The following is a 20,746-nucleotide window of genomic DNA, read 5'->3' on the forward strand; positions in this document are numbered from 1 at the left end:
TTTTCATTCAAAGGTTCCGCTACTCCGATGACGCAGACGCTCAATTATCAGGCGATATTCGAAGCTGTCCCCAACCTGCACCTGATCCTCGCGCCGGACCGGGACTTCACCATCCTGGCCGCGAGCGATGCGCAACTGCGCGCGACTTATACCAGCCGGGAAGAAAGTATCGGCAGGCCGGTATTCGAGGTGTTCCGCAAGAATCCGAACGACCCTACCGAGATTGGCTCAGGTGTACTACGCGACTCGCTGGAGCGGGTGCTTCGTACCCGAGTACCGGACCGCATGGCGATCACCCGCTATGACATCCCGCGGCCTGCGGCGGCGGGTGGTGGCTTCGAGCTGCGCTACTGGCGGCCGGTGAACGTTCCGGTGCTCGATGAGCACGGCGAAGTGCTCTACATCATCCATCAGGTGGAAGATGTCACCGAGGACGTAGCGCGACAGGAGAAGGCCAGCCTCAGTCACTCAGAGGAGCTGTTTCGTGCCGCACTGCTCGCATCTGGCACCGGTACGTTCACCTGGTTTCTCCGTGACGGCAGCCTCAGTCTGGACAATGCATTGGAGCAGATATTCCGCCTGCCGCTCGGGATGAAGGTCACCAGCGTCGATGGTTTCGTGGAGCAAGTACATCCTGACCACCGTGCGCAGGTGCGCTTGGCATTTGAGCACTATGCTGCCGGCGATGACTTCACTGTGGAGTTTCGTCTGGTACATACCAACGCAGAGTGCTGGCTCGCCTGCAAGGCCAAGGCTTTCCGCGACGCAAGCGGAAAGCTGGTCTACGTCGCCGGAGCTTGTACGGATGTCAGCGCCCGCCGGCATGCCGAAGACGCCCTGCGCGTCAGCGAGAACAGCCTGCGCCAGCTCAACGAGACCCTCGAAGCGCGGGTGGCCACCGAGGTCGCCGAGCGCAGCCGCGCCGAAGAAGCCCTGCGCCAGGCGCAGAAGATGGAAGCCGTCGGCCAGCTCACCGGCGGTATCGCCCACGACTTCAACAACCTGCTGACCGGCATCATCGGCAGCCTCGACCTGATGCAGCGGCGCCATCAGCGCAACGAGCCGCTGGAGCTGGAGCGCTACATCGGTGCCGCCGTGACGTCCGCCCAGCGCGCCGCCGCGCTGACCCAGCGCCTGTTGGCCTTCTCCCGGCAGCAGGCGCTCGACCTCAAACCGGTCGACGTCAACCAGCTGGTGGCCTCGCTGGAGGATCTGCTGCATCGCACCACGGGGGAGAACATCACCATCGAGACGCGGCTCAGCGCCGGGCTGCTGCCTGCCTGCATGGACGTCAACCAGCTGGAAAGCGCGCTGATCAACCTCGTCATCAATGCGCGCGATGCCATGCCCTACGGCGGCCGCATCACCCTGTCCACCGCCAGCTTCACCATGGGCGACACACCCGACCCGAAGAAGCGCGGCATGAGTGCCGGCGAATACGTGCTGCTCAGCGTCACCGACACCGGCACCGGTATGGCGCCGAACGTCGTGGCACGGGCCTTCGAGCCGTTCTTCACCACCAAGCCGATCGGCCAGGGCACCGGGCTCGGGCTGTCCATGGTGTATGGCTACATCAAGCAGGCCAAGGGCTACATCCAGATCGAGTCCGAGCCGGATATCGGCACGCGGGTGCACCTCTACCTGCCGGTGCATCAGGGCGAAGTCAGCGCCCTCGCCCACGAACCCGAGCGCACGCCTACAGGCTCTGGCGAAACCATCCTGGTGGTCGAGGATGAGCCGGTGGTCCGCTCGCTGGTGGTCGAGGTGCTGAACGAGCTGGGCTATGAAACGCTGGAAGCCGGCGAGGCCAGCGAAGCGCTGCGCATCACCGAGAGCGAGCAGCGCATCGACCTGCTGGTCTCCGACGTCGGCCTGCCCGGCATGAATGGCCGGCAACTGGCCGACATCGCCCGCCAGCAACGCCCCGGTCTGAAGGTGCTGTTCGCCACCGGCTATGCCGAGAGCTTTGCCGCCAACGATTTTCTCGGCCCGGACATGGCGGTGATCACCAAGCCCTTCGCCATCGACGTCTTTGCCACCAAGGTTGGCGAGATGCTCGGCAACGGCTGAGCGTGGCCGGCTACGCGCCCAGGCGCTCGCTGAGAAAGTCGATAAAGCAGGCGATGCGCGAAGCCAGCGCGCTGTTGCGGTAGTACACCGCATTGATCGGCTGGCGCACATCGACGCGCTGCGCCGCCAGCACCTCCACCAGCTCGCCGCGCTGGCGATCCTTGTCCGTCATGAAGTCGGACAGACACACCAGCCCCTCACCGGCCAGCGCCAGTTCACGCGCCGTATCGCCGCTGGAGACACGCAGCGCCGGGGTGATTCGCCAGCTCTCCCCCAGCGCATGGCGCAGCGGCCAGTCGTTGAGGCGATCGGGCTCGGTAAAGCCGATCAGACTGTGCCCGGCCAGCGCCTCGACGCTCTCTGGCACGCCATGCCGCTGCAGATAGGCCGGGCTCGCCAGCACCCGCCGTATGGTGTGACACAGCGGCCGCGCATGCAGGCTGGAATCCGGCAGCGGGCCGATGCGGATGGCCAGATCGGTGCGCCGCTCCAGCAGGTCGATGATGCGATCGTCGCTGTACAGCTCCAGCTCGATCTGCGGGTAGCGCGCGCGAAAGTCGCCGATCAGCGGCGCAATCACGTGCAGCATGAACGGCGACGCGGTGTTGACCCGCAGACGCCCCGCCGGTGTCTGCCGCCGCAGCGCCATCTGTTCCTCGGCCTCCTCCACGCTGGCCAGAATGCGCCGCGCCTGCGCCAGGAACACCTCGCCCTCCTCGGTCAGCTCGAGGCGCCGTGTGGTGCGGCGCAACAGCGTTACCGCCAGCTTGTCCTCCAGCCGACTCAACGCCCGGCTGACGCCCGAAGCGGTCTGGTCCAGCTGCACGGCCGCAGCGCTGATCGAGCCACTGTCGACCACGCTGATAAAGGCGAGCATTTCGTCGAGGTTGGTTTTCATCGGTGGGAGTCGCATCGAAGGGTTGGCAGGAGCAACGAGTCTGGCGGCAGCGCCGCGTGGCGGCAACCGGACCGGCGCGGGCCCCCGGAGGCAGGCCCGTCGATCAGCCGCCAGCGAAGGGTGCCACGGCCTCAAACACCCTTTTCGTTCGGCCCCGGCACATTCACCCCGTCCAGCGTGGAACGGCTGTCGCCGGCGCCATCGGTGATCACGCTGAAACTGCCATCGGTCTCCAGCACCACCGCCTCGATGCCATCCAGCGCGGCCAGCCCCTGACTGCGCGCGGCGGCCCGCACCTCATCCTCGGTCACCCGCGCCACGCGCATGGCATCGCCGAGAAAACGCCCGCGAAAGAACAGCAGCGCCGGCTCGCCCGTCACCGTACGCCGCACCCACGCCACCCGCACGCTGGACCAGGTAACCGCGTACTGCAGCCCGATCAACAGGGCGAACGCCAGCACCCCCTCGGCCAGCGACACATCGCGATTGAGCAGAATCGTCGCGAAGGTCGAACCCAGCGCCACCGTCACCACCAGATCGAACGCATTCATCTTCGACAACGTCCGCCGCCCCGACAGGCGCAACAACAGCACCAGGCTGATATACGCCAGCACGCCCACCACCAGTGTGCGTATCAACGTCGTTGCGCTACTGAAAAACATGCCTTCCACAATCACCTCCGCAACTGAGCCATGCAGGGGTGGACAGGGTAGGTGGCCGTAAAGTGCATACGGCGCGAATCACCGCGCGTCAGGCGACGGCGTGAAAACCGAGGATTAATCCATCGTCTGCTTTACCCATACGGAAGCAATGGTTAATGTGGAAAACGTCAGAAATATAGTGCTCGATCCCGTTGCATCGTTACGGTAAAAGGATTGTGATACCGCAACGGGAAGACTTTTATATATTGTATATTTTCAATAGCCTTCACAGACGATGATATTACGGTATTGCTCTTATGATTAACCCATTTACTCCGTCAGATATTGCTAGTTTGCCTGAAGATTTTTTTGGTAGAGATAAGGAGATTTCGCAGCTGGCAAGAGCTATAAATCAGGGGTCAGTTTGTATTGAGGGTTCGTTCGGTATAGGTAAATCGTCTTTTTTATCTAGGACATTGCTGCATATGGATGGATTCGCTTCGAATGAAAATTCGATTTACTTAATAGCGGTTGGGCATGCTGATATTGAGACGGTAGATGATGCGGCTCTCTTGGTTTTAGAGAAACTCGCAAGTTTTGATAGGGCAGAAAGCAAGGTTGTAATTGGAATTCCCAAAATTATTTCATATGAGTCAACGGAGGCGTATAGCTTTTTTCAGGAAGGTCGGCATCTTGCAGCTTTGTCCAAGATAATATCGGACCAAGTGTTTAAGCTGCAATTGGCTCAAGCGGATAAGCTTATTATCGCTATTGATGAGTGTGAGAAATGTGCGCCGGCCATTGCACGTTTGATGAGAACTTTAGGGACAGAGGTGCAGCTGCAGGGCATTAAAAACCTAAGGTTTCTGCTTGCAGGCGTCAGCCCGTTTTACCAAGATATGGCAGCTACTGACAGAGGCGTAACTAGATTTATTTATAAGTCCATTAATCTAGAGCCGCTAGACAAAGATTCCGCATTAGCGCTTTTGGACGAAAAGTTTAAAGCAGGGCGGCGGCAAAAACTGAGTGCAACACCTGACCTTTCCGGTACGGTGCTGCCCCTATGTCTTATACCGAACTCAGCGTTGAAGAGCGCGCCACCATTCAAATCGGTCGTACCCAAGGCTTCAGCCTGCGCAGGATTGCCTGCTTGATCAACCGATCCCCTTCGACCATCAGCCGTGAGCTGCGCCGTAACCGAGGTGCTTGCGGTGGCTACTCGGCCCGCCTGGCCCAGCAGCAAATGCAGGCCCGCCGCCAGGTTTGTCGACCGATGCGAAAACTGTTGCCGGGTAGCGAGCGCTTCGAACTGGTGACCCATATGCTGCGTGAGCGTTTGTCTCCCGAGCAGATTGCCGGCAAGCTGCGCAGCATGAACATACCCAACCTGCGAGATGCCTACGTCTGTCGCGAGACGATCTACAACGCGATCTATGCCCTGCCAGTGGGTGAGCTGCGTAAGGAGCTGATCATCTGTCTGCGCCAAGGCAAGACGACGCGCCGGCCGCGCTCTGGTGGCGTGGATCGGCGCGGCCAGATCCCCGAGATGGTCAGTATTCATGTGCGCCCGCCGGAGATTGAAGACAGGCTGATGCCGGGGCATTGGGAAGGCGACCTCATCAAGGGTAAGGCCAACGCCTCGTCCGTCGGTACGCTGGTGGAACGCACCAGTGGCTACCTGATGTTGGTGAAGATGAACGACGCGACGGCGACTTCGGCGCTGGAAGGCTTCAGCGCCGCGCTCAATAGCATGCCGCTGGAGATGCGCAAGAGCATGACTTACGACCAGGGCCGGGAGATGGCGCGACACGCCGAGATCACCCAAAGAACCGGCGTGGCGATCTACTTCTGCGACCCGCACAGCCCCTGGCAGCGCGGCAGCAACGAAAACATCAACGGCCTGATTCGCCAGTACTTGCCCAAGGGCACAGACCTGTCGGTACATAGCCAGGAGGAGCTGGACGCCATTGCGCTGCAACTGAACATGCGACCGCGCAAGCGCTTCGACTTCAAATGCCCCATCGAGGTGATGGGAGAGGTCATGCAAAATGCCATGGCAATGCGGCATGATGCTCCGGTTTCAATTCAATAACCGTGTTGCACTCAGCTCCTGCAACCGCCCAGTATTATCGTCGGCAGAAAGCGAAGGAGAGGTTTTAAAAATCAACCCGGATGTGATTGATCGAATTGCAGAAATATCAGGCGGGCATCCTCATTTGTTACAGTTGTTGGGTTCACACGTTGTTGAACATGAATATGCTGATCCAGACGGCTGCATAGATACAAAAGATCTGGCGGACTCCTTAAGAACTATTTGCTATGAATCGAGAGGAAGGGATTATGATCTTTTGATTCATACAATGAAGAATGATTCTGTATTTTCGGATTACTCTATATTGGTCGAGCTTGCTGGGGGAAAATTCCCTAGCAAAATTGATCAGACCAAAGCTCATGAGCTAATTGAGTTAAGCTCTATAAGTTGGTTGTTATCAAGAAATATAATTAACATGTGTGATGATAAAAATTATTCCCTTGTTGATGAGTTTCTAAGAATACGCGTTATCATGGATGTTGAAGAAGCTAACGTTGATGATATTGAAGCTGCTTTGATAGAAAGCGGAGAAATTCCTATGCCCGGTCAGATGTTTGAAAGCTTCTATGAAAATACAGGCCGTGTGGACGATGACTATTGACTGGCTGCCCTGATTAGGTTGGCACTACATGGCGCGCGCGTATGAATATAGTACAGATTAGATATCTCGCAAAAGAGTTCTATTTGACTTTTTATTTGGATCTGCATCCTCGAAAATTTGGATTTTTAGGCGGGCTATCGTATATCTCTTGGGTTTGTTTTATATTTTTTCTCCTTTCATCGGCATATTTATACTCAATTGGATTGCCTCCGGCAGCATTCTCAATTTTTGGTATGGCAGTTTTTTTTGAGATATTAGGTTTGCTTTTTATGCATTTAGAAAGTAAAGATCAGGTAGCAAAAGCACTAATGGCACAAGGAATTGTCTCGTCGCTCAATACTTATGATCAGAAAAATATGAATAATTATAAGAGAGTTTGGTTATGCCGAAAGATGAATTGCGATGTTATGGCGCTTGCCAAAATTTGCATGGTCTTCGAGGAGACGTATCTAAAGATGAAGAATTACGAAGATAGAGCCATTGGAAGTTATGGGAAATCAATGGGAAAGTTTTTTAGTCTCCCAAAAGAGCGGGTGATCGCATTGAGTATAGCTTTGATATCTATATTGATTGCGATAATGGGTAGCGGAAGCTTCACTCTTGACGGTTTTTTTATTTTTATGGGAATTTTACTAACTACATAAATTTTTCGTTAATTATGCTTCTTTCATGTTTGTCAGTAGTAATTATCCTATTCACATTTGCATCTCCAACTTACCTTTTCTTTAATTGCATTTGGCAGTCGGTGTCTTGGACTCAATGCACGGATATCACCTTTTACACGTTTCTTAGGGATTGCCAGCGCACAGCGAAGATCTGCTAGTCGAAAAGTTACAATAAGAGAAAGAAACGAAAAGAGGACAGTTTTATTTTCAGGTGGCTGGCTACATAGCTCTGTCCCTGTCATTTTCTCCGGCGTAGCTCTCCACAAGGTTAAAACCCATGCAACTTACAACCCTCCTTGTCCCAACCTACACCCAAATGCTCAAAACCCTCTCAGGCTGGCTAAAGAAGGCGCAGGCCCAGCTGCCGGAAGGGGAGGCAGGGGCGTTGTTATCCGCGCGGCTGGCGCCGGATATGTTTCCGCTGTCGACCCAGGTTCGCTTTGCCTGTGTGCAGGCGCGGGAGGCCGTTTGCCGGCTGAGAGGCGAGGCCTTCCCGGCTGTGATCAACGAACTGCTGGACGAGGGGCGGCAGGCGGGTGAGCGGCCGGGCACGCTGGCCGATGCCTATGCCCGGATCGACGAGACGGTGGCGTTACTCGACGGTCTCGCCGCCGATGCGCTGGATATGGAAGCGGACAAGCCAATCGCCCACGAGCTGGCCAACGGGATGATCTTCGACCTGGCCGCGGACCAGTACGCCCGTGACTGGACGCTGGCGCAGTTCTATTTCCACGTGATGACCGCGTATTCGATCCTGCGTAAGGAAGGGATCGAGCTGGGCAAGGCGGACTACGTGGCACATATGCTGCCGTATCTGCGGCCGGAATCGATTCCCAAGGGCTAGCGGCGGCGTTTGCCTCTTCTTCGGCCAACGAAGGTACAGGGTGTTCCGCTCAAGCTATCGAACCGGCAGGCAGGGTTGCGGATCATGCCTCCGGGCCCTCGAACAGATCCTCGATACGGGCTTCGAACAGCCGGGCAATCTTGAAGGCCAGCGGCAGGCTGGGATCGTAGCGGCCGGTTTCGATGGCATTGACGGTTTGCCGCGAGACGCCCAGCTTCTCGCCCAGGTCGGCCTGCGACCAGTTGCGTTCGGTGCGCCGCTCGCGCACATGGTTGATCACCGGTAGCGCCTCCAGGCGAAAAAGCTGCCCAATGCCCAGAGGGGCGCCATCAGGCTCCAGACCAGGAACATCGACAGCCGCGGAAAGCCGGCGGTTTCGAGGAAGCCATAGCTGAAGGTGACCAGCGCCGTGCCAACGAACGCAACGGCCAGGCCTTCGAGATGGATCAACCGTGCAAGCTCGTCGAGGTGACGAATCTGCCGGATCACGACTATTGCGACCGCGATCATCGGCAACACCGGCAGCAGGGCGGAGAGGGTGCGTAGCGCGCCACCGTGAAGATTGATGAGCAGCAGGACGCTGATCACGACGGCGACGACATACGCCCCCTTCGCCAGGGAAAAGTGAACGAGAAAGCGTTGATGGCCCATGCGCAGTGACCTCTGAATGGAAAGCGAGCTTTACACTAGAGGTGGTTGGTTGCGAGGTCAAGGTTGCTTTACATAAATGGTAGACACGTACTCCCCTCATGCGCACCTTGGATTAATTCTTCGGCGAGGTAGCCTGGCCATACGCGTGGAAAAGGCTTCGCCGTTTTCCATCCTATGCATGAGCGGTGTCGGCAGAGGCGGACTACGTGGCGCACATGCTGCCCTATCTGCGTTCGGAATCGATCCCAAAAGGCTAGCGAAGCCGCAGGAGGAGGGAGCGATTATCCGCCTCTCCGCTTGCTGGTCGGTCTCAATCAAATCCAGACATCATTCTCAGCCGTCCGCTCGTTGGTCTCATCTCCGGTATTCAACACACCCCTCGGCTCGATCAGCAGCAGCTTCACTTCCTTCGGTGCATGGGGCTTGTGCTCTATCCCTTTCTTCACCACATACAGCTCTCCGGCGCCAACGGTCACCTCCCCGTCTCGAAAATAAATAACCAGCTCGCCCTCAAGCACAATGAAGGTTTCATCCGTGTCGGCATGTCGGTGCCAGATGAACTCATCCTCCAGCCGGGCCAGTTTGAACTGGTAGTCGTTCATTTCGGAGATGACCTTTTGCGCCCACTGGTCATGGAATAACGCAAATTTGTCGGCGAAGTTGATGGCGGAGTAGGTGGGCTTTGGCGTGTTCATGGGGAGGCTCGCGAGTGGCTGTGGTAGGTGCCCACTACGCTATCGCTGCACCGCTCGATCCGTATCGCATGATCGTGCAAGTGCCGCCTGCGGTCGGCTACCGCAGCTTGAGCATATTCAGCCAACGGGCGGGGGAGATGCCGAAGGTCTGTGTGAACAGTCGGGTCATGTGGGATTGGTCAAAAAAGCCACTTCCAAGCGCAGCATCGGTTAGTGACTCACCGGCCAGCATCCGGTTGCGTGCTTCGGCAAGGCGCCGTTGGGTGATGTAACGATAAGGACTGGTGCCGTACAGCGCGCGGAAGTCACGCGACAGGCTCCAGCGGTCCCGACCGCTGGCCTGCACCAGGGCATCCAGGGTGATGCCTTCGCCAAGCGCGTCATGAATGAACGCGCGGGCCCGCTCAGCCGCCATGTAGTCAACGGCCTGCCGACCGCGCGGCTTGCCTGCAGCAGACCTTAGCGCTTGCACCAGGTCGTAGATGGCATCGTCCTCTTCGAGCGGGTCGAGTGGCGCGTCCAGGCTGTGAAGCAGGCGACGGGTGGCTGAAAGCAGCCGAGGGTCATTCGACAGACCGCCCGATATGAAGGGCAACGGCTCGCCGCCCAGCACGTCCTGAATCATTGACGGCTCGATGTAGAGCATTCGATAGCGGAAGCCGGCCTCTGTACCGGCCTCGCCATCATGGATCTCGTCCGGGTGGAGCACGATGGTGCCGCCCGGCAGGCTGTGCCGCATCGATTGCCGGTAATGAAAGCTCTGCACGCCCGACAGTGTGGTGCCAATGGCGTAGGTGTCATGCCGATGAGGCGTATAGCCGTGCCCGCGGAAATAGGCTTCGATGCGCTCCATCTTTGTCGATGGCGCGGCGCGGGCAAGCCAGTCGCGGCCGGTGCTGGGTCTGTTCATTGCTCTGCGTTACATGGATGCGAGGTTGCAGCATACCGATGGGAACAGATTTAGGTACGCCGGATGCTGTGTCGTGGACTGGAATGGCTGGACGCGCTCGCAGAGCGGACGCGTAATCGGCCGGACAACCAGCGAGGTAGCCCGGACGTAACGCGTGGAAAAGGCTTCGCCGTTTTCCACCCTACGCATGCGCTGTCGGCAGAGGGGTGCGGAGTGGCGTAGGGTGGACAACGCTGCGCTTGTCCACCGATGCGAATCGACGGGCAGGGCAGGTGGTTGGCGAAACGCTCCGGGGCTTGGGGCGTCCAACCGGGATGCCGCGCCCGCGCGGGCGTATTTGCGAACGACGTTCGCCCACCTCGCCACAAAGCAGACTTCCCCATGCTGTTCCGCCGTTTCGAAAACCTGATCGATGTCTTCAAGCCCAGCCCGGACGTCGCGCCGCCCGCCGGGATGCTGCGCTTCTACGCCCATTACCTGAAGCAGGTCTGGCCGCTGATGACGGCTGTGCTGGTGGTCGGCTTTTTCGCGGCGGTGATCGAGGTGGCGTTGTTCAGCTTTCTCGGTCAGTTGATCGATATGGCCCAGGCGACCGGCGATGCGCGGACCTTCTTCGCCGAGCACCGCAACGAATTGCTGTGGATGGCGGCGGTGGCGCTGGTCATTCGGCCGCTGGTGTTCGGCCTGCACAATCTGCTCACCCATCAGGCGATCAACCCGGGGCTGACCAACCTGGTCCGCTGGCAGAACCACCGCTACGTGCTCAAGCAGAGCCTGAACTTCTTCCAGAACGATTTCGCCGGGCGCATCGCCCAGCGCGTCATGCAGACCGGGCCGTCGCTGCGCGATTCGGCCATGCAGGTGATCGATGCGCTCTGGCATGTGGTGGTCTATGCGGGCAGTGCGCTGTATCTGTTCGCCGCCGCCGACCTGCGTCTGATCGTGCCGTTGCTGCTGTGGATCGTCGGCTACAGCGCCGCGCTCTGGTACTTCGTGCCGCGTATCCGGGCGCGCTCGGCGGCCGCTTCCGCCGCGCGCTCGAAGGTCATGGGGCGGGTGGTGGACGGCTACAGCAACGTCGCCACGCTCAAGCTGTTCGCCCACTCGCGGGAGGAGGAAAGCTACGCACGCGAGGCCATGCAGGAGCTGCTCGGCAAGTTCCGCCTGCAGTCGCGCGTCATCACCAGCCTGGATTTCCTCATCACCTTCATGAACGGCCTGCTGATCGTCGGCACCGGCGCGCTGGCGCTGTGGCTGTGGAGCGAGGCGCTGATCACGACAGGCGCCATCGCCCTGGCGCTGGGCCTGGTGATTCGCATCAACAACATGGCCGAGTGGATCATGTGGGTGGTCAACGGCATCTTCGAGAACGTCGGCACCGTGCAGGACGGCATGAAGACCATCGTCCAGCCGCGCCAGGTGCTCGACCCCGAGGACGCCGGGCCGCTGCAGGTGGAGCAGGGCGGCGTGCGCTTCGACGACGTGCATTTCCACTACGGCAAGCAGGGCGGGGTGATCAGCGGGCTGACCATCGACATTCGCCCAGGCGAGAAGATCGGCCTGGTCGGGCCGTCCGGCGCCGGCAAGTCGACGCTGGTCAACCTGCTGCTGCGTCTCTATGACCTGGAAAGCGGGCGCATCCTCATCGATGGGCAGAACGTCGCCGAGGTCAGCCAGGAAAGCCTGCGCGCCAATATCGGCGTGGTCACCCAGGACACCTCGCTGCTGCACCGTTCGATCCGCGACAACCTGCGCTACGGCAAGCCCGACGCCACGGAAGAAGAACTCTGGGCCGCGGCGCGCAAGGCCCGCGCCGACGCGTTCATCAAGACCCTGGACGACAGCCAGGGCGGCAAGGGCTTCGAGGCGATGGTCGGCGAGCGCGGCGTGAAGCTCTCCGGCGGGCAACGGCAGCGCATCGCCATCGCCCGGGTGCTGCTCAAGGACGCGCCGATCCTGGTGCTCGACGAAGCCACCTCGGCGCTGGATTCGGAGGTCGAGGCGGCGATTCAGGAGAGCCTGGATACCCTGATGGAAGGTAAGACGGTGATTGCCATCGCGCATCGGCTGTCGACCATCGCGCGCATGGATCGACTGGTGGTGATCGACGAGGGCCAGGTGATCGAAACCGGCACCCACGCCGAGCTGATCGCCCGCGGCGGCCTCTATGCGCGGCTGTGGCAGCACCAGACCGGTGGTTTTGTCGGGGTGGAATGAGGGCAGGCACGTGAAGCCGCGTCTCACGCTGAACCCTCATACACTGCGCCTACTCGTACCTCTAGCCGCAGTCATTCATTGAGAGGAGTTACCATGAGCGATCGACAAGCCACCGTCCGCCACGATGCCGCGCAGCAGCGTTATGAGTTGCTGGTCGACGGCCAGCCACTGGGCTTTGCCGAGTACAGCGAGCAAGGCGAGCGGGTGGTCTTCACCCATACCGAGGTCGACCCCAGCCTGTCCGGGCAGGGGATGGGCAGCGTGCTGGCCAAGGCCGCGCTGGAGGATGCACGGCAGCGCGACAAGCGCGTGGTGCCGCAGTGCGAGTTCATCGCCAAGTACATCGAGCGCCACGCGCAGTGGCAGGATCTGGTCGATCCGGCCTGAGCGGCACGCCTTTCCCGGCGGGATTTATTGCCGGGATCTGAGTGATCGCTGCCGCCGCGCCGTGTGACAGCGCTCGCCGGTTTCGTCAGAGGGCAATCGCGTGGATGGTCGAGAGTTTGTCTGGGCGCACTTCAAGCTCAATGCCGAGCAGCGCCTGCGTGGCTTCAACTTCTTCGTGGTGCTGGCGATCTTTGCCGACGGCGGCGTGCTGGCGGCGCTGGAGCGGGGGTTCTCGCCTGGGCTGCTGATCCTGCTGGGCGCCTTCACCATGCTGCTGGCGCAGGTGTTCTGGCTGGTGGATGCACGCAGCCGACAGCTGCTGGAGCTGACCATCGCGGCACTCAAGGAGATGGAAGCCGACTATCCCGAGAGTTACCGGCTGTTCGCCGCCGATGCGCTGGGGCAGAGCCGGGTGATCAGCTACACCTTCGCCATCCGCGCGCTGTTGCTGGCGCAGATGGGCTTCGGTCTTGGCGTGGTCGCCTACGGGCTCTACCAGTGGTGAGGATGCTGCGGCGTGTCATCCGTCGCTGTCTGCGCTGCGCAGCCGAACGCCGGTGGCGGGCGCCCGGTCGGTATAGGTAACCACCGGGAGATCTGACGATGTCGACTTCGAGCAATCTGTTATGGGCCGCCCTGGCGATCGGAGCGGTGACGGGCATGCGCAGCATACTGGCGCCGACGCTGGTCAGTCGGGCGTTGAGCGAGCGCGATGATCTAGCCGGGGCGGGTGAGGCGGTGCAGTTGCTGACGTCGGATACGGCGCAGACCTTTCTGCCAACGCTCGCGGCCAGCGAGATGATTGGCGACAAGATGCCCTTCGCGCCGGATCGCACCATCGTGCCGTCGATGATGTTCCGCGCGTTGTCCGGCGGCGTGAGTGCGGCGGCGCTGGCAGGCGTGCGCCGCGAGCCGGTGCTGGTGCCGGCGTTGCTCGGCGCGACGGCGGCATTGGTCGCAGCCAAGATCGGGTTGAGCCTGCGCAAACCCTATCAGCCCAGGCCGCTGGTCAATGCGGCGCTGGGTGCGGTGGAGGAATGTCTGGCGTTGGCGATTGGCCGAGCCGGGCTGCGGCGGGCGTTGGGCGAGAGTCGGCGCCGGCGCTAGGACGCCGTGAACTTCTCGCGTTTCGTAGTGTGGTGATGTGGACGCGTGGAAAAGGCGTTGCCGTTTTCCACCCTACGCGGGTTGCCCTCGGGACCCGTTAGTCCTGGCTGATATCGGCCTTGTGCGGGTTGCTCTGCAGCAAGCGCGCGTGGGCTTCGGGGTAGCGGTAGGCGAAGGTGGCGTGTTGCGCGGCCAGTTCGGCCTGCATGGCGTCGCGCTCATGGGCCGGCAGCTTGGCCAGGTATTTCTGGGTGATGGCGTATTTGGCGGCCATCAGCTCGTCATGGGCTTCGCGCAGTTCGACTTCGTAGGCCCGGGCGCGACGCTCGCGCAGGGCCGCCTGGTCGGTGTGCATGTTGCCGCCTTCATGCAGCAGGAACGCACGCTTCGAATCACCTTCCGTCTGCTGCATGGCCGGCCCGGCAGCCCAACTGCCGACAGCGGCGCACAAGCAAAGCAGCAGGCAGGGCGAAACGGCTTTCGACGTACGCATGGCTTGGTCTCGCAGGGCAGGCAGGACGTGGCAGCACTCGGGCCGCCGGGAGATCCCAGCATACGCCAGCGGTATCGGCTGCTCACCAGCTCGGCCCTGCGCGAATCGCCGCAGGGCGAAATGCTGCATAAGACTGTGGCGGCGCAGTGTGGGCCGCACCTGGCGGCGTGGTCGTTTACCAGCGAGTCGATGACACCGGCTGAGATAAAGAACGGGCCGCATGGCGCGGCCCGTGGATGACGGCGGATCAGCTCGGCCGCTGGATCACGCAGATGCGGTCGCGGCAGAGGCCGGCGTCACGGGTGCCGACGCCGGGCGCCACTTCCGGTGTTTCCGGGCTGCTGCCGTGGCCGGTCGTGCCGGCGCCGGTGGGTACCGTGGTGGCGGTGGTGTCCGGGTAGTCGGTGCCGGCCCGCTTGGCCGCGCTGCCGATGTCATAGCGACCGGTGTCGGCCGAGCTGCGGTCGTTGTAATCGGTCGGGTCGGCGCTGGGCGCGGTTGTATCGCCAACGCGGGCGCTGTCGCCGGTGTGCACGCCGCTCAGGGGGCGGTCGCTGCCAGCGGTTGCCGTGCCGGTTGCGCTGAAGTGCTTGTCCAGGTGGCTGTCGCCGCCGGTTGCGCCGGCATAGGGGCTGGTCGGGCCGGCGTAGCCTTCGACTGCGCCGCTGCCGCCACGCTCGTTGATGTCGATGGCACCGTTGTATTCCAGGGCATCGCGCGCCTTGGCCAGTTGATCCTCATCGTCGACGTCCACGGCGATCACCAGCGCGCCGCGGCGTACCGCATCGGGATAGGCGCTGGCGTAGGCGCGGTGCTGCTCGTGCGGCTCGTGGCCGAACAGCGATTTGAAGAAGTGCGCGACCTTGGACTCGTGATGCGTGCGGTCCACAGGGGTGTCCGGGGTGGTGGTGTAGGGCGCGTCGTAGGCATGGATATCGGCGCTCTCGGCGCCTACGGCGTGAATCTGTTCCCGCGGAATGCCCCGCGCCATCAGGTCGCCGCGGGTGCGGTTGGCGTCGGTCAGCGTTGCGAACGCTGCTACCAGTGTATGTCTCATGATCCACCTCACGTTGTGTTGAACAACCGGGGTTGCGAGCGCTTCGCGTGTTGCGACGTTGGCGCCCCGAGTGCTGGCGATGCCGCGCCGGTCGCGGGTTTCGCGGCGCTCATAGACATTGGGTCGGAGCGCACCGGCATAGTTCAGCGTGGAGGATCAGCGGTCGGAGGAGGGCGGCGCAGTTGCTGCGCGATGCTGGGAAGGCTTCCGAGCAGAGCGCGCCGGCTACATGGCGACGGCGCGCACGAGGGCGGTGGAAAGGGCTTCACCCCGGCCACCGTCCGATCGGTTGTAACGTCAGTCGAGGTCGGCTGCGCTGTGGCGCTCCGGCGCCTGCTCGGCTTCCTCGCCCCAGGTGCGGTTGACCTTGCGCCCGCGGATCACGGCCGGGCGTTCGGCGACTTCCGCTGCCCAGCGCTGCAGGTGCTTGTAGTCCTGCACGGAGAGGAATTCGCCGGCGCCGTATAGCTCGCCCAGCGCCAGCACGCCATACCAGGGCCAGATCGCCATGTCGGCGATGCTGTAGTCGTCGCCGGCCACGTAGCGATTTTCCGCCAGCTGGCGGTCGAGCACGTCGAGCTGGCGCTTGACCTCCATGGCGTAGCGGTTGATCGGGTACTCGTACTTCTCCGGCGCGTAGGCATAGAAATGCCCGAAGCCACCGCCGAGGAAGGGCGCCGAACCCATCTGCCAGAACAGCCAGTTCAGCGTTTCGGTACGCGCACGGGTTTCCGTGGGCAGGAAGGCGCCGAACTTCTCCGCCAGGTAGACCAGGATCGAGCCGGATTCGAACACCCGCAGCGGCTTGCCATCGACGCTGTGATCGGCCAGCGCGGGAATTTTCGAGTTCGGATTGATCTCGACGAAGCCGCTGCCGAACTGGTCGCCCTCACCGATGTTGATCAGCCAGGCGTCGTACTCGGCACCCGTGTGGCCGGCGGCGAGCAGCTCTTCAAGCATGATCGAGGCCTTCACGCCATTGGGTGTCGCCAGCGAGTAGAGCTGCAACGGATGTTTGCCCACCGGCAGCACCTTCTCCTCCCGCGCACCGGCGGTGGGGGCATTGATACTGGCGAACTTGCCGCCCGAGGGCGCGTCGTGGGTCCAGACCTTCGGCGGGACGTAAGGGGTATCAGGCATGAACAATCTCCTCGGTGGCTGCTGGGGATGTGCAGGGCATGCTACGCCCTCGGCCGGCGCTGTCGAAATCAAGCGGGTCGATATTGGTCATCGATGGGCGAGGATTTGTTCTGCGAGAATATTTTTCCCTCATGGGAAAACTTTCAGCAGTATCGCCGCTACCGCAAGCTGTAACGGCAAGGGCCTACCTTCATGAACGCCCTCCGCAGCTCAGGTTGACGTCTCACTGTGTCTCGACCGGCCCGGTAACCATCGCCAGCGATATCCGCATGCCAAACACCCTGAACACCGACTCCAGCGTCTTGAGGGTGGGGTTGCCGTCGCCGTATTCCAGGTGGTTGAGGGCGCGCATGGAGATCTTGCACATCTTGGCGAAGCGGGCCTGATTCAACCCTGTAACCTCGACGCGCAGCCGCCGGATCGCGTCCGGCATGCCCAGTGTGCCGTCGGCGACCTGCTGGCAGATCGAGCGAATCAGCAGGTCGCGCTCTTCGATGCTCATCGTCTTCACAGCAGCCCCCAGCGTTTCAGGTTGAGCTCCAACTGGAGCACCGGCAAGCGTCCAGTGGCCTGCTTGATGCCGGTTGGAATACCGCTCAGCAGATTGGGCAAGGCGAGAAAATCCCTCGCGGCTTGCCGCAGCCGTTCGTAGATGGTTTCGGGATCTGCGAAGGCATTCAGCTGGGCGCATACGTCTCGCCACTGCGGTTCACCCAGCCGCTCATCGCGCCATTTGGTGACGCGGCTGATACCTTCCGGGTCGAGCACCATGGGCGCCAGATCGTAGATGGGCGCGAGTGCCAGACGGCCACCGCTGCGGGCGATCGAAGTGTTTCTGCCGTGATTGTCGGAGTTGCCGAGGATGCGATTGAGCAGGTCACGACGGACATACTCGAATACCAGTTCTGGGATATCTGCCTGCTGGCCAGCCTCCGTCCACAGCTGCACGAGCCTGGCGATAACGTCTTCATGCTGCATGTGCGAGCCGGGCCGCGTGTTGTCGCATAGCGAATAGACGGACTCCAGTGCGACGCGCTCGACCTTGCCGCCACTGGCCCGCCGATCGAAGCGTGGCATCCACAGGCTCGGCCTATCGGCTTCCTCCAGCACCAGCCCGTCCGCCGGAATGGTGTCGAGGCCCAGCTGGCGAATGGCCTGGTAGTAGTGATACTCGGTGCGCAGGATGTCGCGATCCCGCTCGCCGGCCTGGTTGCGCGCAAACTTCACCAGCCAATGGCGATGGGCCTGCTCATCAGGCAGGGTGGCATCGGCATGCAGGTCGCCGTGGGCGTCTTCGGTCATCAGCAGCTTGGGCGCCTCACCGCCGGCGCCGGTTGCGCCACCGATGGCTGCACCCTGTTCATAGGCATATTCGAGAAAGGCGCTGGTGCGCTCCACCACATCGGCGCGGCTGAAGGCGACGCGGCTGTTCGCATCGATATGACTGATGGATTCCTTTACGCGCAGATGGCCGATAGGCGCGGGCGCACAGCGCTCGAGCAGGAACAGGTTGAGGTCCATATCGACCGGTCGCTCGTGGCCGAAGCGGCGCTCCAGCGACTTTCGCGCCGCGCCAGAGGGAATGATGTCGTAGACGAAAGCGGGAAAACCGCTCGTGTACTGGCTATGCCAGCCGAGGCGGTTGCAGACGCTCACCGACTCGGCAAACGGCGTATCGATCAGATCGAGGTGATCGAGAAGGTAACTCTGCACATAGCCGCTCGCGCAGCGATGACCTTCGACCTGCTCGGGGTTCGCGAACTGCATGACCAGTGCATCGCGCCATTGCTGGTCGATGAAGGCCTGGATCGTCAGGGAATAGGGCATGTCGGTAGTGTTTGCAGAAAATTGCAAACAATCTAGGTTGGAAGTTTATTTATTGCAATAGAAAGCAAATCAAATGGCTTCCGTCCGTTGTCTTTTGCACTTTGATGCAAGTCAATGGGCTCGGCGATATCGCGGTGGCGCGCACAGCGTGCTGTGTTCGATGCAGCCGATAGATGCGGCTGGTCGGCTGAAGCCCACCAGGGACGCCATTTCCGCGGTAAACCACGGACGCCAGGTGCATGAATGAAAAAGCCGCTGCCCTCTCACGGGGGCAGCGGCTTTTCGGTTACGGCACTAGGGTCTGTTGCCATTTCTCGCAGCAACGCGGCTCGCGATGAAACGGCAACAGACCCTAAACCTCAGCCGCGGGCGCCACGTACTCCGGCGCTGATCTCGCGGCACAGGCCGAGCACACCTTCCACCGCAGCCTCCGCGCTCTTGGCCCCGGCGATCTGGTCGATCAGCGCCGAGCCCACCACCACGCCCTCGGTCAGCCGGGCGATGGCGGCGGCCTGTTCCGGCGTGCGGATGCCGAAGCCTACGCACACCGGCAGGTCGGTATGGCGCTTGAGGCGCGCCACCGCTTCCTCGACGTGTTCCAGGGTGGCGGAACCTGCACCGGTCACGCCGGCCACCGAGACGTAGTAGACGAAGCCCGAACTGCCATTGAGCACCACCGGCAGGCGCTGGTCGTCGGTGGTCGGGGTGGTCAGGCGGATGAAGTCGATGCCGGCGTTCTGGGCCGGGTCGCAGAGCTCGTCGTTATGCTCCGGCGGCAGGTCGACGACGATCAGGCCGTCGACACCCGCTTCCTTCGCATCGCTGACGAAGCGCACGACGCCATAGGCGAAGATCGGGTTGTAGTAGCCCATCAGCACCAGCGGGGTGCTGCTGTTGGTCTCGCGGAATTCGCGGACCATCTGCAGCGTCTTCGGTAGATTCTGCTTCGCTGCCAAGGCACGGATGTTGGCCAGCTGGATCGCCGGGCCGTCGGCCATCGGGTCGGTGAACGGCATGCCCAGCTCGATGACGTCGGCGCCAGCCTCCGGCAGGCCCTTGAGGATGGCGAGCGAGGTGGCGTAGTCCGGGTCACCGGCGGTCACGAAAGTCACCAGCGCGGCGCGGTTTTCCTGCTTCAGCTGTGCGAAGCGGGCCTGCAAGCGGGAGTTCACCGAGCTCATATATGTTCTTCCTGTTCGTCGTAGTGGTGCATGACGGTTTGCATGTCCTTGTCGCCGCGGCCGGAGAGGTTGACCACCATCAGGTGTTCCTTGGGCAGCGTTGCCGCGCGCTTGAAGGCTTCGGCCAGGGCGTGGGCCGATTCCAGCGCCGGGATGATGCCTTCCAGGCGGCAGCACTGGTGGAACGCGGCCAGGGCTTCGTCATCGGTGCAGGGCACGTATTCGACGCGCTTGATCTCGTGCAACCAGGCGTGTTCGGGGCCGACGCCGGGGTAGTCGAGGCCGGCGGAAATCGAATGCGCGTCGGTGATCTGGCCGTCGGCGTCCTGCAGCAGGAAGGTGCGGTTACCGTGCAGCACGCCCGGCGCGCCGCCGGCCATGCTCGCGGCGTGCTTGCCGGTGTCGATGCCGTGGCCGGCCGCTTCGACGCCGACGATCTGTACGCCTTCGTCATCGAGGAACGGGTGGAACAGGCCGATGGCGTTGGAACCACCGCCGATGCAGGCGATCAGCGAGTCGGGCAGGCGGCCTTCCTTCTGCATGATCTGCTCGCGAACCTCGTTGCCGATCACCGACTGGAAGTCGCGCACCATGGCCGGGTAGGGGTGCGGGCCGGCGGCCGTGCCGATCAGGTAGAAGGTGTTGTGAACGTTGGTCACCCAGTCGCGCAGGGCTTCGTTCATGGCGTCCTTCAGCGTGCCGGTGCCGGCGGTGACCGGGATCACCTCGGCGCCCAAGAGCCTCATGCGGAAGACGTTGGCCTGCTGGCGCTCGATGTCGGTGGTGCCCATGTACACCACGCACTGCATGCCGAAGCGCGCGGCCACGGTGGCGGTGGCCACGCCGTGCATGCCGGCGCCGGTCTCGGCGATGATGCGCTGCTTGCCCATACGCTTGGCCAGGAGGATCTGGCCGATGCAGTTGTTGATCTTGTGCGCGCCGGTGTGGTTCAGGTCTTCGCGCTTGAGGTAGATCTTCGCGCCACCGAAGTGCTCGGAGAGGCGCTCGGCGAAGTACAGCGGGCTGGCGCGGCCGATGTAGTCACGCTGGAAGTAGGCCAGCTCCTCGAGGAAGGCCGGGTCGCTCTTGGCCTTCTCGTATTCGGCGGCCAGCTGGTTGATCAGCGGCATCAGGGTTTCGGCGACGAACTGGCCGCCGAAGCGGCCGAACAGGCCGCGGGTGTCGGGGCCGGTGCGGTATGAGGTCATGTGAGGCTCCTTGGATGGTGCCGACACGCAGTCGGGTGACCGTAGGGTGGACAACGGCGCAG

At 61.6% G+C, this 20,746-nt stretch carries 23 protein-coding genes; 10 read left to right on the top strand and 13 right to left on the bottom strand.

The annotated features are described in order from the left end of the window. The first annotated feature begins 27 nt into the window (after positions 1-27). Positions 28-2,070, top strand: coding sequence for an ATP-binding protein (locus P5704_014125; protein WOF77202.1), 2,043 nt, complete (start codon positions 28-30; stop codon positions 2,068-2,070). 10 nt (positions 2,071-2,080) lie between these two features. Here the strand turns inward: P5704_014125 and P5704_014130 are convergent, their stop codons facing one another. Further along, on the bottom strand, positions 2,081-2,968 hold the full coding sequence (locus tag P5704_014130; protein ID WOF77203.1) for a LysR substrate-binding domain-containing protein: 888 nt from the start codon (positions 2,966-2,968) through the stop codon (positions 2,081-2,083). A gap of 131 nt (positions 2,969-3,099) precedes the next feature. Continuing rightward, positions 3,100-3,639, bottom strand: coding sequence for a DUF421 domain-containing protein (locus P5704_014135; protein WOF77204.1), 540 nt, complete (start codon positions 3,637-3,639; stop codon positions 3,100-3,102). A gap of 287 nt (positions 3,640-3,926) precedes the next feature. Between P5704_014135 and P5704_014140 the strand changes: the two genes are divergently transcribed. The 5 genes from P5704_014140 (at position 3,927) to P5704_014160 (ending at position 7,811) form a co-directional block, all read left to right on the top strand. Then, positions 3,927-4,763, top strand: a complete 837-nt coding sequence (locus P5704_014140; protein WOF77205.1) for a hypothetical protein — start codon at positions 3,927-3,929, stop codon at positions 4,761-4,763. Next, entirely contained in the window at positions 4,673-5,701 is a 1,029-nt protein-coding gene (locus P5704_014145; protein ID WOF77206.1) for an IS30-like element ISPsp7 family transposase, read from the top strand. The genes P5704_014140 and P5704_014145 overlap by 91 nt, the downstream gene beginning before the upstream one ends. After that, positions 5,676-6,302 carry a hypothetical protein gene (locus P5704_014150; GenBank protein WOF77207.1) on the top strand — a complete coding sequence of 209 codons (627 nt, stop codon included), beginning with the start codon at positions 5,676-5,678 and terminating at the stop codon, positions 6,300-6,302. The genes P5704_014145 and P5704_014150 overlap by 26 nt, the downstream gene beginning before the upstream one ends. A 41-nt stretch (positions 6,303-6,343) precedes the next feature. Continuing rightward, a complete protein-coding gene (locus P5704_014155; protein WOF77208.1) occupies positions 6,344-6,946 on the top strand; it encodes a hypothetical protein in 603 nt (200 codons plus the stop codon). Between the two features lie 337 nt (positions 6,947-7,283). Beyond that, on the top strand, positions 7,284-7,811 hold the full coding sequence (locus P5704_014160; GenBank protein ID WOF81236.1) for a DUF1993 domain-containing protein: 528 nt from the start codon (positions 7,284-7,286) through the stop codon (positions 7,809-7,811). 82 nt (positions 7,812-7,893) lie between these two features. On the opposite strand, the gene P5704_014165 is transcribed toward P5704_014160, so the two are convergent. The 4 genes from P5704_014165 to P5704_014180 form a co-directional block, all read right to left on the bottom strand. Then, on the bottom strand, positions 7,894-8,091 hold the full coding sequence (locus P5704_014165) for a helix-turn-helix transcriptional regulator (protein ID WOF77209.1): 198 nt from the start codon (positions 8,089-8,091) through the stop codon (positions 7,894-7,896). Then, the gene (locus tag P5704_014170; protein ID WOF77210.1) at positions 8,088-8,462 is read right to left on the bottom strand and encodes a hypothetical protein; all 375 of its coding nucleotides are present in this window, start codon (positions 8,460-8,462) and stop codon (positions 8,088-8,090) included. Before P5704_014170 ends, P5704_014165 begins: the two co-directional genes overlap by 4 nt. Positions 8,463-8,776: 314 nt before the next feature. After that, positions 8,777-9,157 carry a cupin domain-containing protein gene (locus P5704_014175; protein WOF77211.1) on the bottom strand — a complete coding sequence of 127 codons (381 nt, stop codon included), beginning with the start codon at positions 9,155-9,157 and terminating at the stop codon, positions 8,777-8,779. Between the two features lie 97 nt (positions 9,158-9,254). Further along, a complete protein-coding gene (locus P5704_014180) occupies positions 9,255-10,067 on the bottom strand; it encodes an AraC family transcriptional regulator (GenBank protein ID WOF77212.1) in 813 nt (270 codons plus the stop codon). Between the two features lie 381 nt (positions 10,068-10,448). Here P5704_014180 and P5704_014185 point away from each other — a divergent pair, with 381 nt between their 5' ends. The 4 genes from P5704_014185 to P5704_014200 all read left to right on the top strand — a co-directional run bounded on the left by P5704_014185 (position 10,449) and on the right by P5704_014200 (position 13,778). Further along, the gene (locus P5704_014185) at positions 10,449-12,284 is read left to right on the top strand and encodes an ABC transporter ATP-binding protein (protein WOF77213.1); all 1,836 of its coding nucleotides are present in this window, start codon (positions 10,449-10,451) and stop codon (positions 12,282-12,284) included. A 93-nt stretch (positions 12,285-12,377) separates the two neighbouring features. Then, positions 12,378-12,671, top strand: a complete 294-nt coding sequence (locus P5704_014190; GenBank protein ID WOF77214.1) for a GNAT family N-acetyltransferase — start codon at positions 12,378-12,380, stop codon at positions 12,669-12,671. Positions 12,672-12,771: 100 nt separating this feature from the next. Continuing rightward, positions 12,772-13,176 (top strand): hypothetical protein, encoded by a 405-nt coding sequence (locus P5704_014195; GenBank protein ID WOF77215.1) that lies wholly within the window; start codon positions 12,772-12,774, stop codon positions 13,174-13,176. Between the two features lie 98 nt (positions 13,177-13,274). Then, positions 13,275-13,778 (top strand): DUF4126 family protein, encoded by a 504-nt coding sequence (locus tag P5704_014200; protein WOF77216.1) that lies wholly within the window; start codon positions 13,275-13,277, stop codon positions 13,776-13,778. A gap of 97 nt (positions 13,779-13,875) precedes the next feature. Here the strand turns inward: P5704_014200 and P5704_014205 are convergent, their stop codons facing one another. The 7 genes from P5704_014205 to trpB all read right to left on the bottom strand — a co-directional run bounded on the left by P5704_014205 (position 13,876) and on the right by trpB (position 20,684). After that, positions 13,876-14,271, bottom strand: coding sequence for a hypothetical protein (locus tag P5704_014205; GenBank protein WOF77217.1), 396 nt, complete (start codon positions 14,269-14,271; stop codon positions 13,876-13,878). 247 nt (positions 14,272-14,518) lie between these two features. Further along, complete coding sequence (locus P5704_014210; protein ID WOF77218.1) at positions 14,519-15,328, bottom strand: hypothetical protein; 810 nt, start codon at positions 15,326-15,328, stop codon at positions 14,519-14,521. 297 nt (positions 15,329-15,625) lie between these two features. Next, positions 15,626-16,468, bottom strand: coding sequence for a glutathione-dependent disulfide-bond oxidoreductase (yghU, locus tag P5704_014215; protein ID WOF77219.1), 843 nt, complete (start codon positions 16,466-16,468; stop codon positions 15,626-15,628). A gap of 223 nt (positions 16,469-16,691) precedes the next feature. Further along, positions 16,692-16,970, bottom strand: coding sequence for a helix-turn-helix transcriptional regulator (locus tag P5704_014220; protein WOF77220.1), 279 nt, complete (start codon positions 16,968-16,970; stop codon positions 16,692-16,694). A 5-nt stretch (positions 16,971-16,975) separates the two neighbouring features. Then, positions 16,976-18,295, bottom strand: coding sequence for a HipA domain-containing protein (locus tag P5704_014225; protein ID WOF77221.1), 1,320 nt, complete (start codon positions 18,293-18,295; stop codon positions 16,976-16,978). A gap of 359 nt (positions 18,296-18,654) precedes the next feature. Further along, entirely contained in the window at positions 18,655-19,476 is an 822-nt protein-coding gene (gene trpA, locus P5704_014230) for a tryptophan synthase subunit alpha (GenBank protein ID WOF77222.1), read from the bottom strand. Continuing rightward, complete coding sequence (gene trpB, locus P5704_014235; GenBank protein WOF77223.1) at positions 19,473-20,684, bottom strand: tryptophan synthase subunit beta; 1,212 nt, start codon at positions 20,682-20,684, stop codon at positions 19,473-19,475. Before trpB ends, trpA begins: the two co-directional genes overlap by 4 nt. Between the last annotated feature and the right edge of the window lie 62 nt (positions 20,685-20,746).

It is taken from the genome of Pseudomonas sp. FeN3W, assembly GCA_030263805.2.
GTDB classification, from domain to species: Bacteria; Pseudomonadota; Gammaproteobacteria; order Pseudomonadales; family Pseudomonadaceae; genus Stutzerimonas; species Stutzerimonas stutzeri_G.

Bases quoted from the DNA above. Each gene is read 5' to 3' on its own strand.
- P5704_014125 (WOF77202.1), top strand. From the start codon at position 28: ATGACGCAGACGCTCAATTATCAGGCGATATTCGAAGCTGTCCCCAAC.
- P5704_014130 (WOF77203.1), bottom strand. From the start codon at position 2,968: ATGAAAACCAACCTCGACGAAATGCTCGCCTTTATCAGCGTGGTCGAC.
- P5704_014140 (WOF77205.1), top strand. From the start codon at position 3,927: ATGATTAACCCATTTACTCCGTCAGATATTGCTAGTTTGCCTGAAGAT.
- P5704_014145 (WOF77206.1), top strand. From the start codon at position 4,673: ATGTCTTATACCGAACTCAGCGTTGAAGAGCGCGCCACCATTCAAATC.
- P5704_014150 (WOF77207.1), top strand. From the start codon at position 5,676: ATGATGCTCCGGTTTCAATTCAATAACCGTGTTGCACTCAGCTCCTGC.
- P5704_014155 (WOF77208.1), top strand. From the start codon at position 6,344: ATGAATATAGTACAGATTAGATATCTCGCAAAAGAGTTCTATTTGACT.
- P5704_014160 (WOF81236.1), top strand. From the start codon at position 7,284: ATGCTCAAAACCCTCTCAGGCTGGCTAAAGAAGGCGCAGGCCCAGCTG.
- P5704_014170 (WOF77210.1), bottom strand. From the start codon at position 8,462: ATGGGCCATCAACGCTTTCTCGTTCACTTTTCCCTGGCGAAGGGGGCG.
- P5704_014175 (WOF77211.1), bottom strand. From the start codon at position 9,157: ATGAACACGCCAAAGCCCACCTACTCCGCCATCAACTTCGCCGACAAA.
- P5704_014180 (WOF77212.1), bottom strand. From the start codon at position 10,067: ATGAACAGACCCAGCACCGGCCGCGACTGGCTTGCCCGCGCCGCGCCA.
- P5704_014185 (WOF77213.1), top strand. From the start codon at position 10,449: ATGCTGTTCCGCCGTTTCGAAAACCTGATCGATGTCTTCAAGCCCAGC.
- P5704_014190 (WOF77214.1), top strand. From the start codon at position 12,378: ATGAGCGATCGACAAGCCACCGTCCGCCACGATGCCGCGCAGCAGCGT.
- P5704_014200 (WOF77216.1), top strand. From the start codon at position 13,275: ATGTCGACTTCGAGCAATCTGTTATGGGCCGCCCTGGCGATCGGAGCG.
- P5704_014205 (WOF77217.1), bottom strand. From the start codon at position 14,271: ATGCGTACGTCGAAAGCCGTTTCGCCCTGCCTGCTGCTTTGCTTGTGC.
- P5704_014210 (WOF77218.1), bottom strand. From the start codon at position 15,328: ATGAGACATACACTGGTAGCAGCGTTCGCAACGCTGACCGACGCCAAC.
- yghU (WOF77219.1), bottom strand. From the start codon at position 16,468: ATGCCTGATACCCCTTACGTCCCGCCGAAGGTCTGGACCCACGACGCG.
- P5704_014220 (WOF77220.1), bottom strand. From the start codon at position 16,970: ATGAGCATCGAAGAGCGCGACCTGCTGATTCGCTCGATCTGCCAGCAG.
- P5704_014225 (WOF77221.1), bottom strand. From the start codon at position 18,295: ATGCCCTATTCCCTGACGATCCAGGCCTTCATCGACCAGCAATGGCGC.
- trpA (WOF77222.1), bottom strand. From the start codon at position 19,476: ATGAGCTCGGTGAACTCCCGCTTGCAGGCCCGCTTCGCACAGCTGAAG.
- trpB (WOF77223.1), bottom strand. From the start codon at position 20,684: ATGACCTCATACCGCACCGGCCCCGACACCCGCGGCCTGTTCGGCCGC.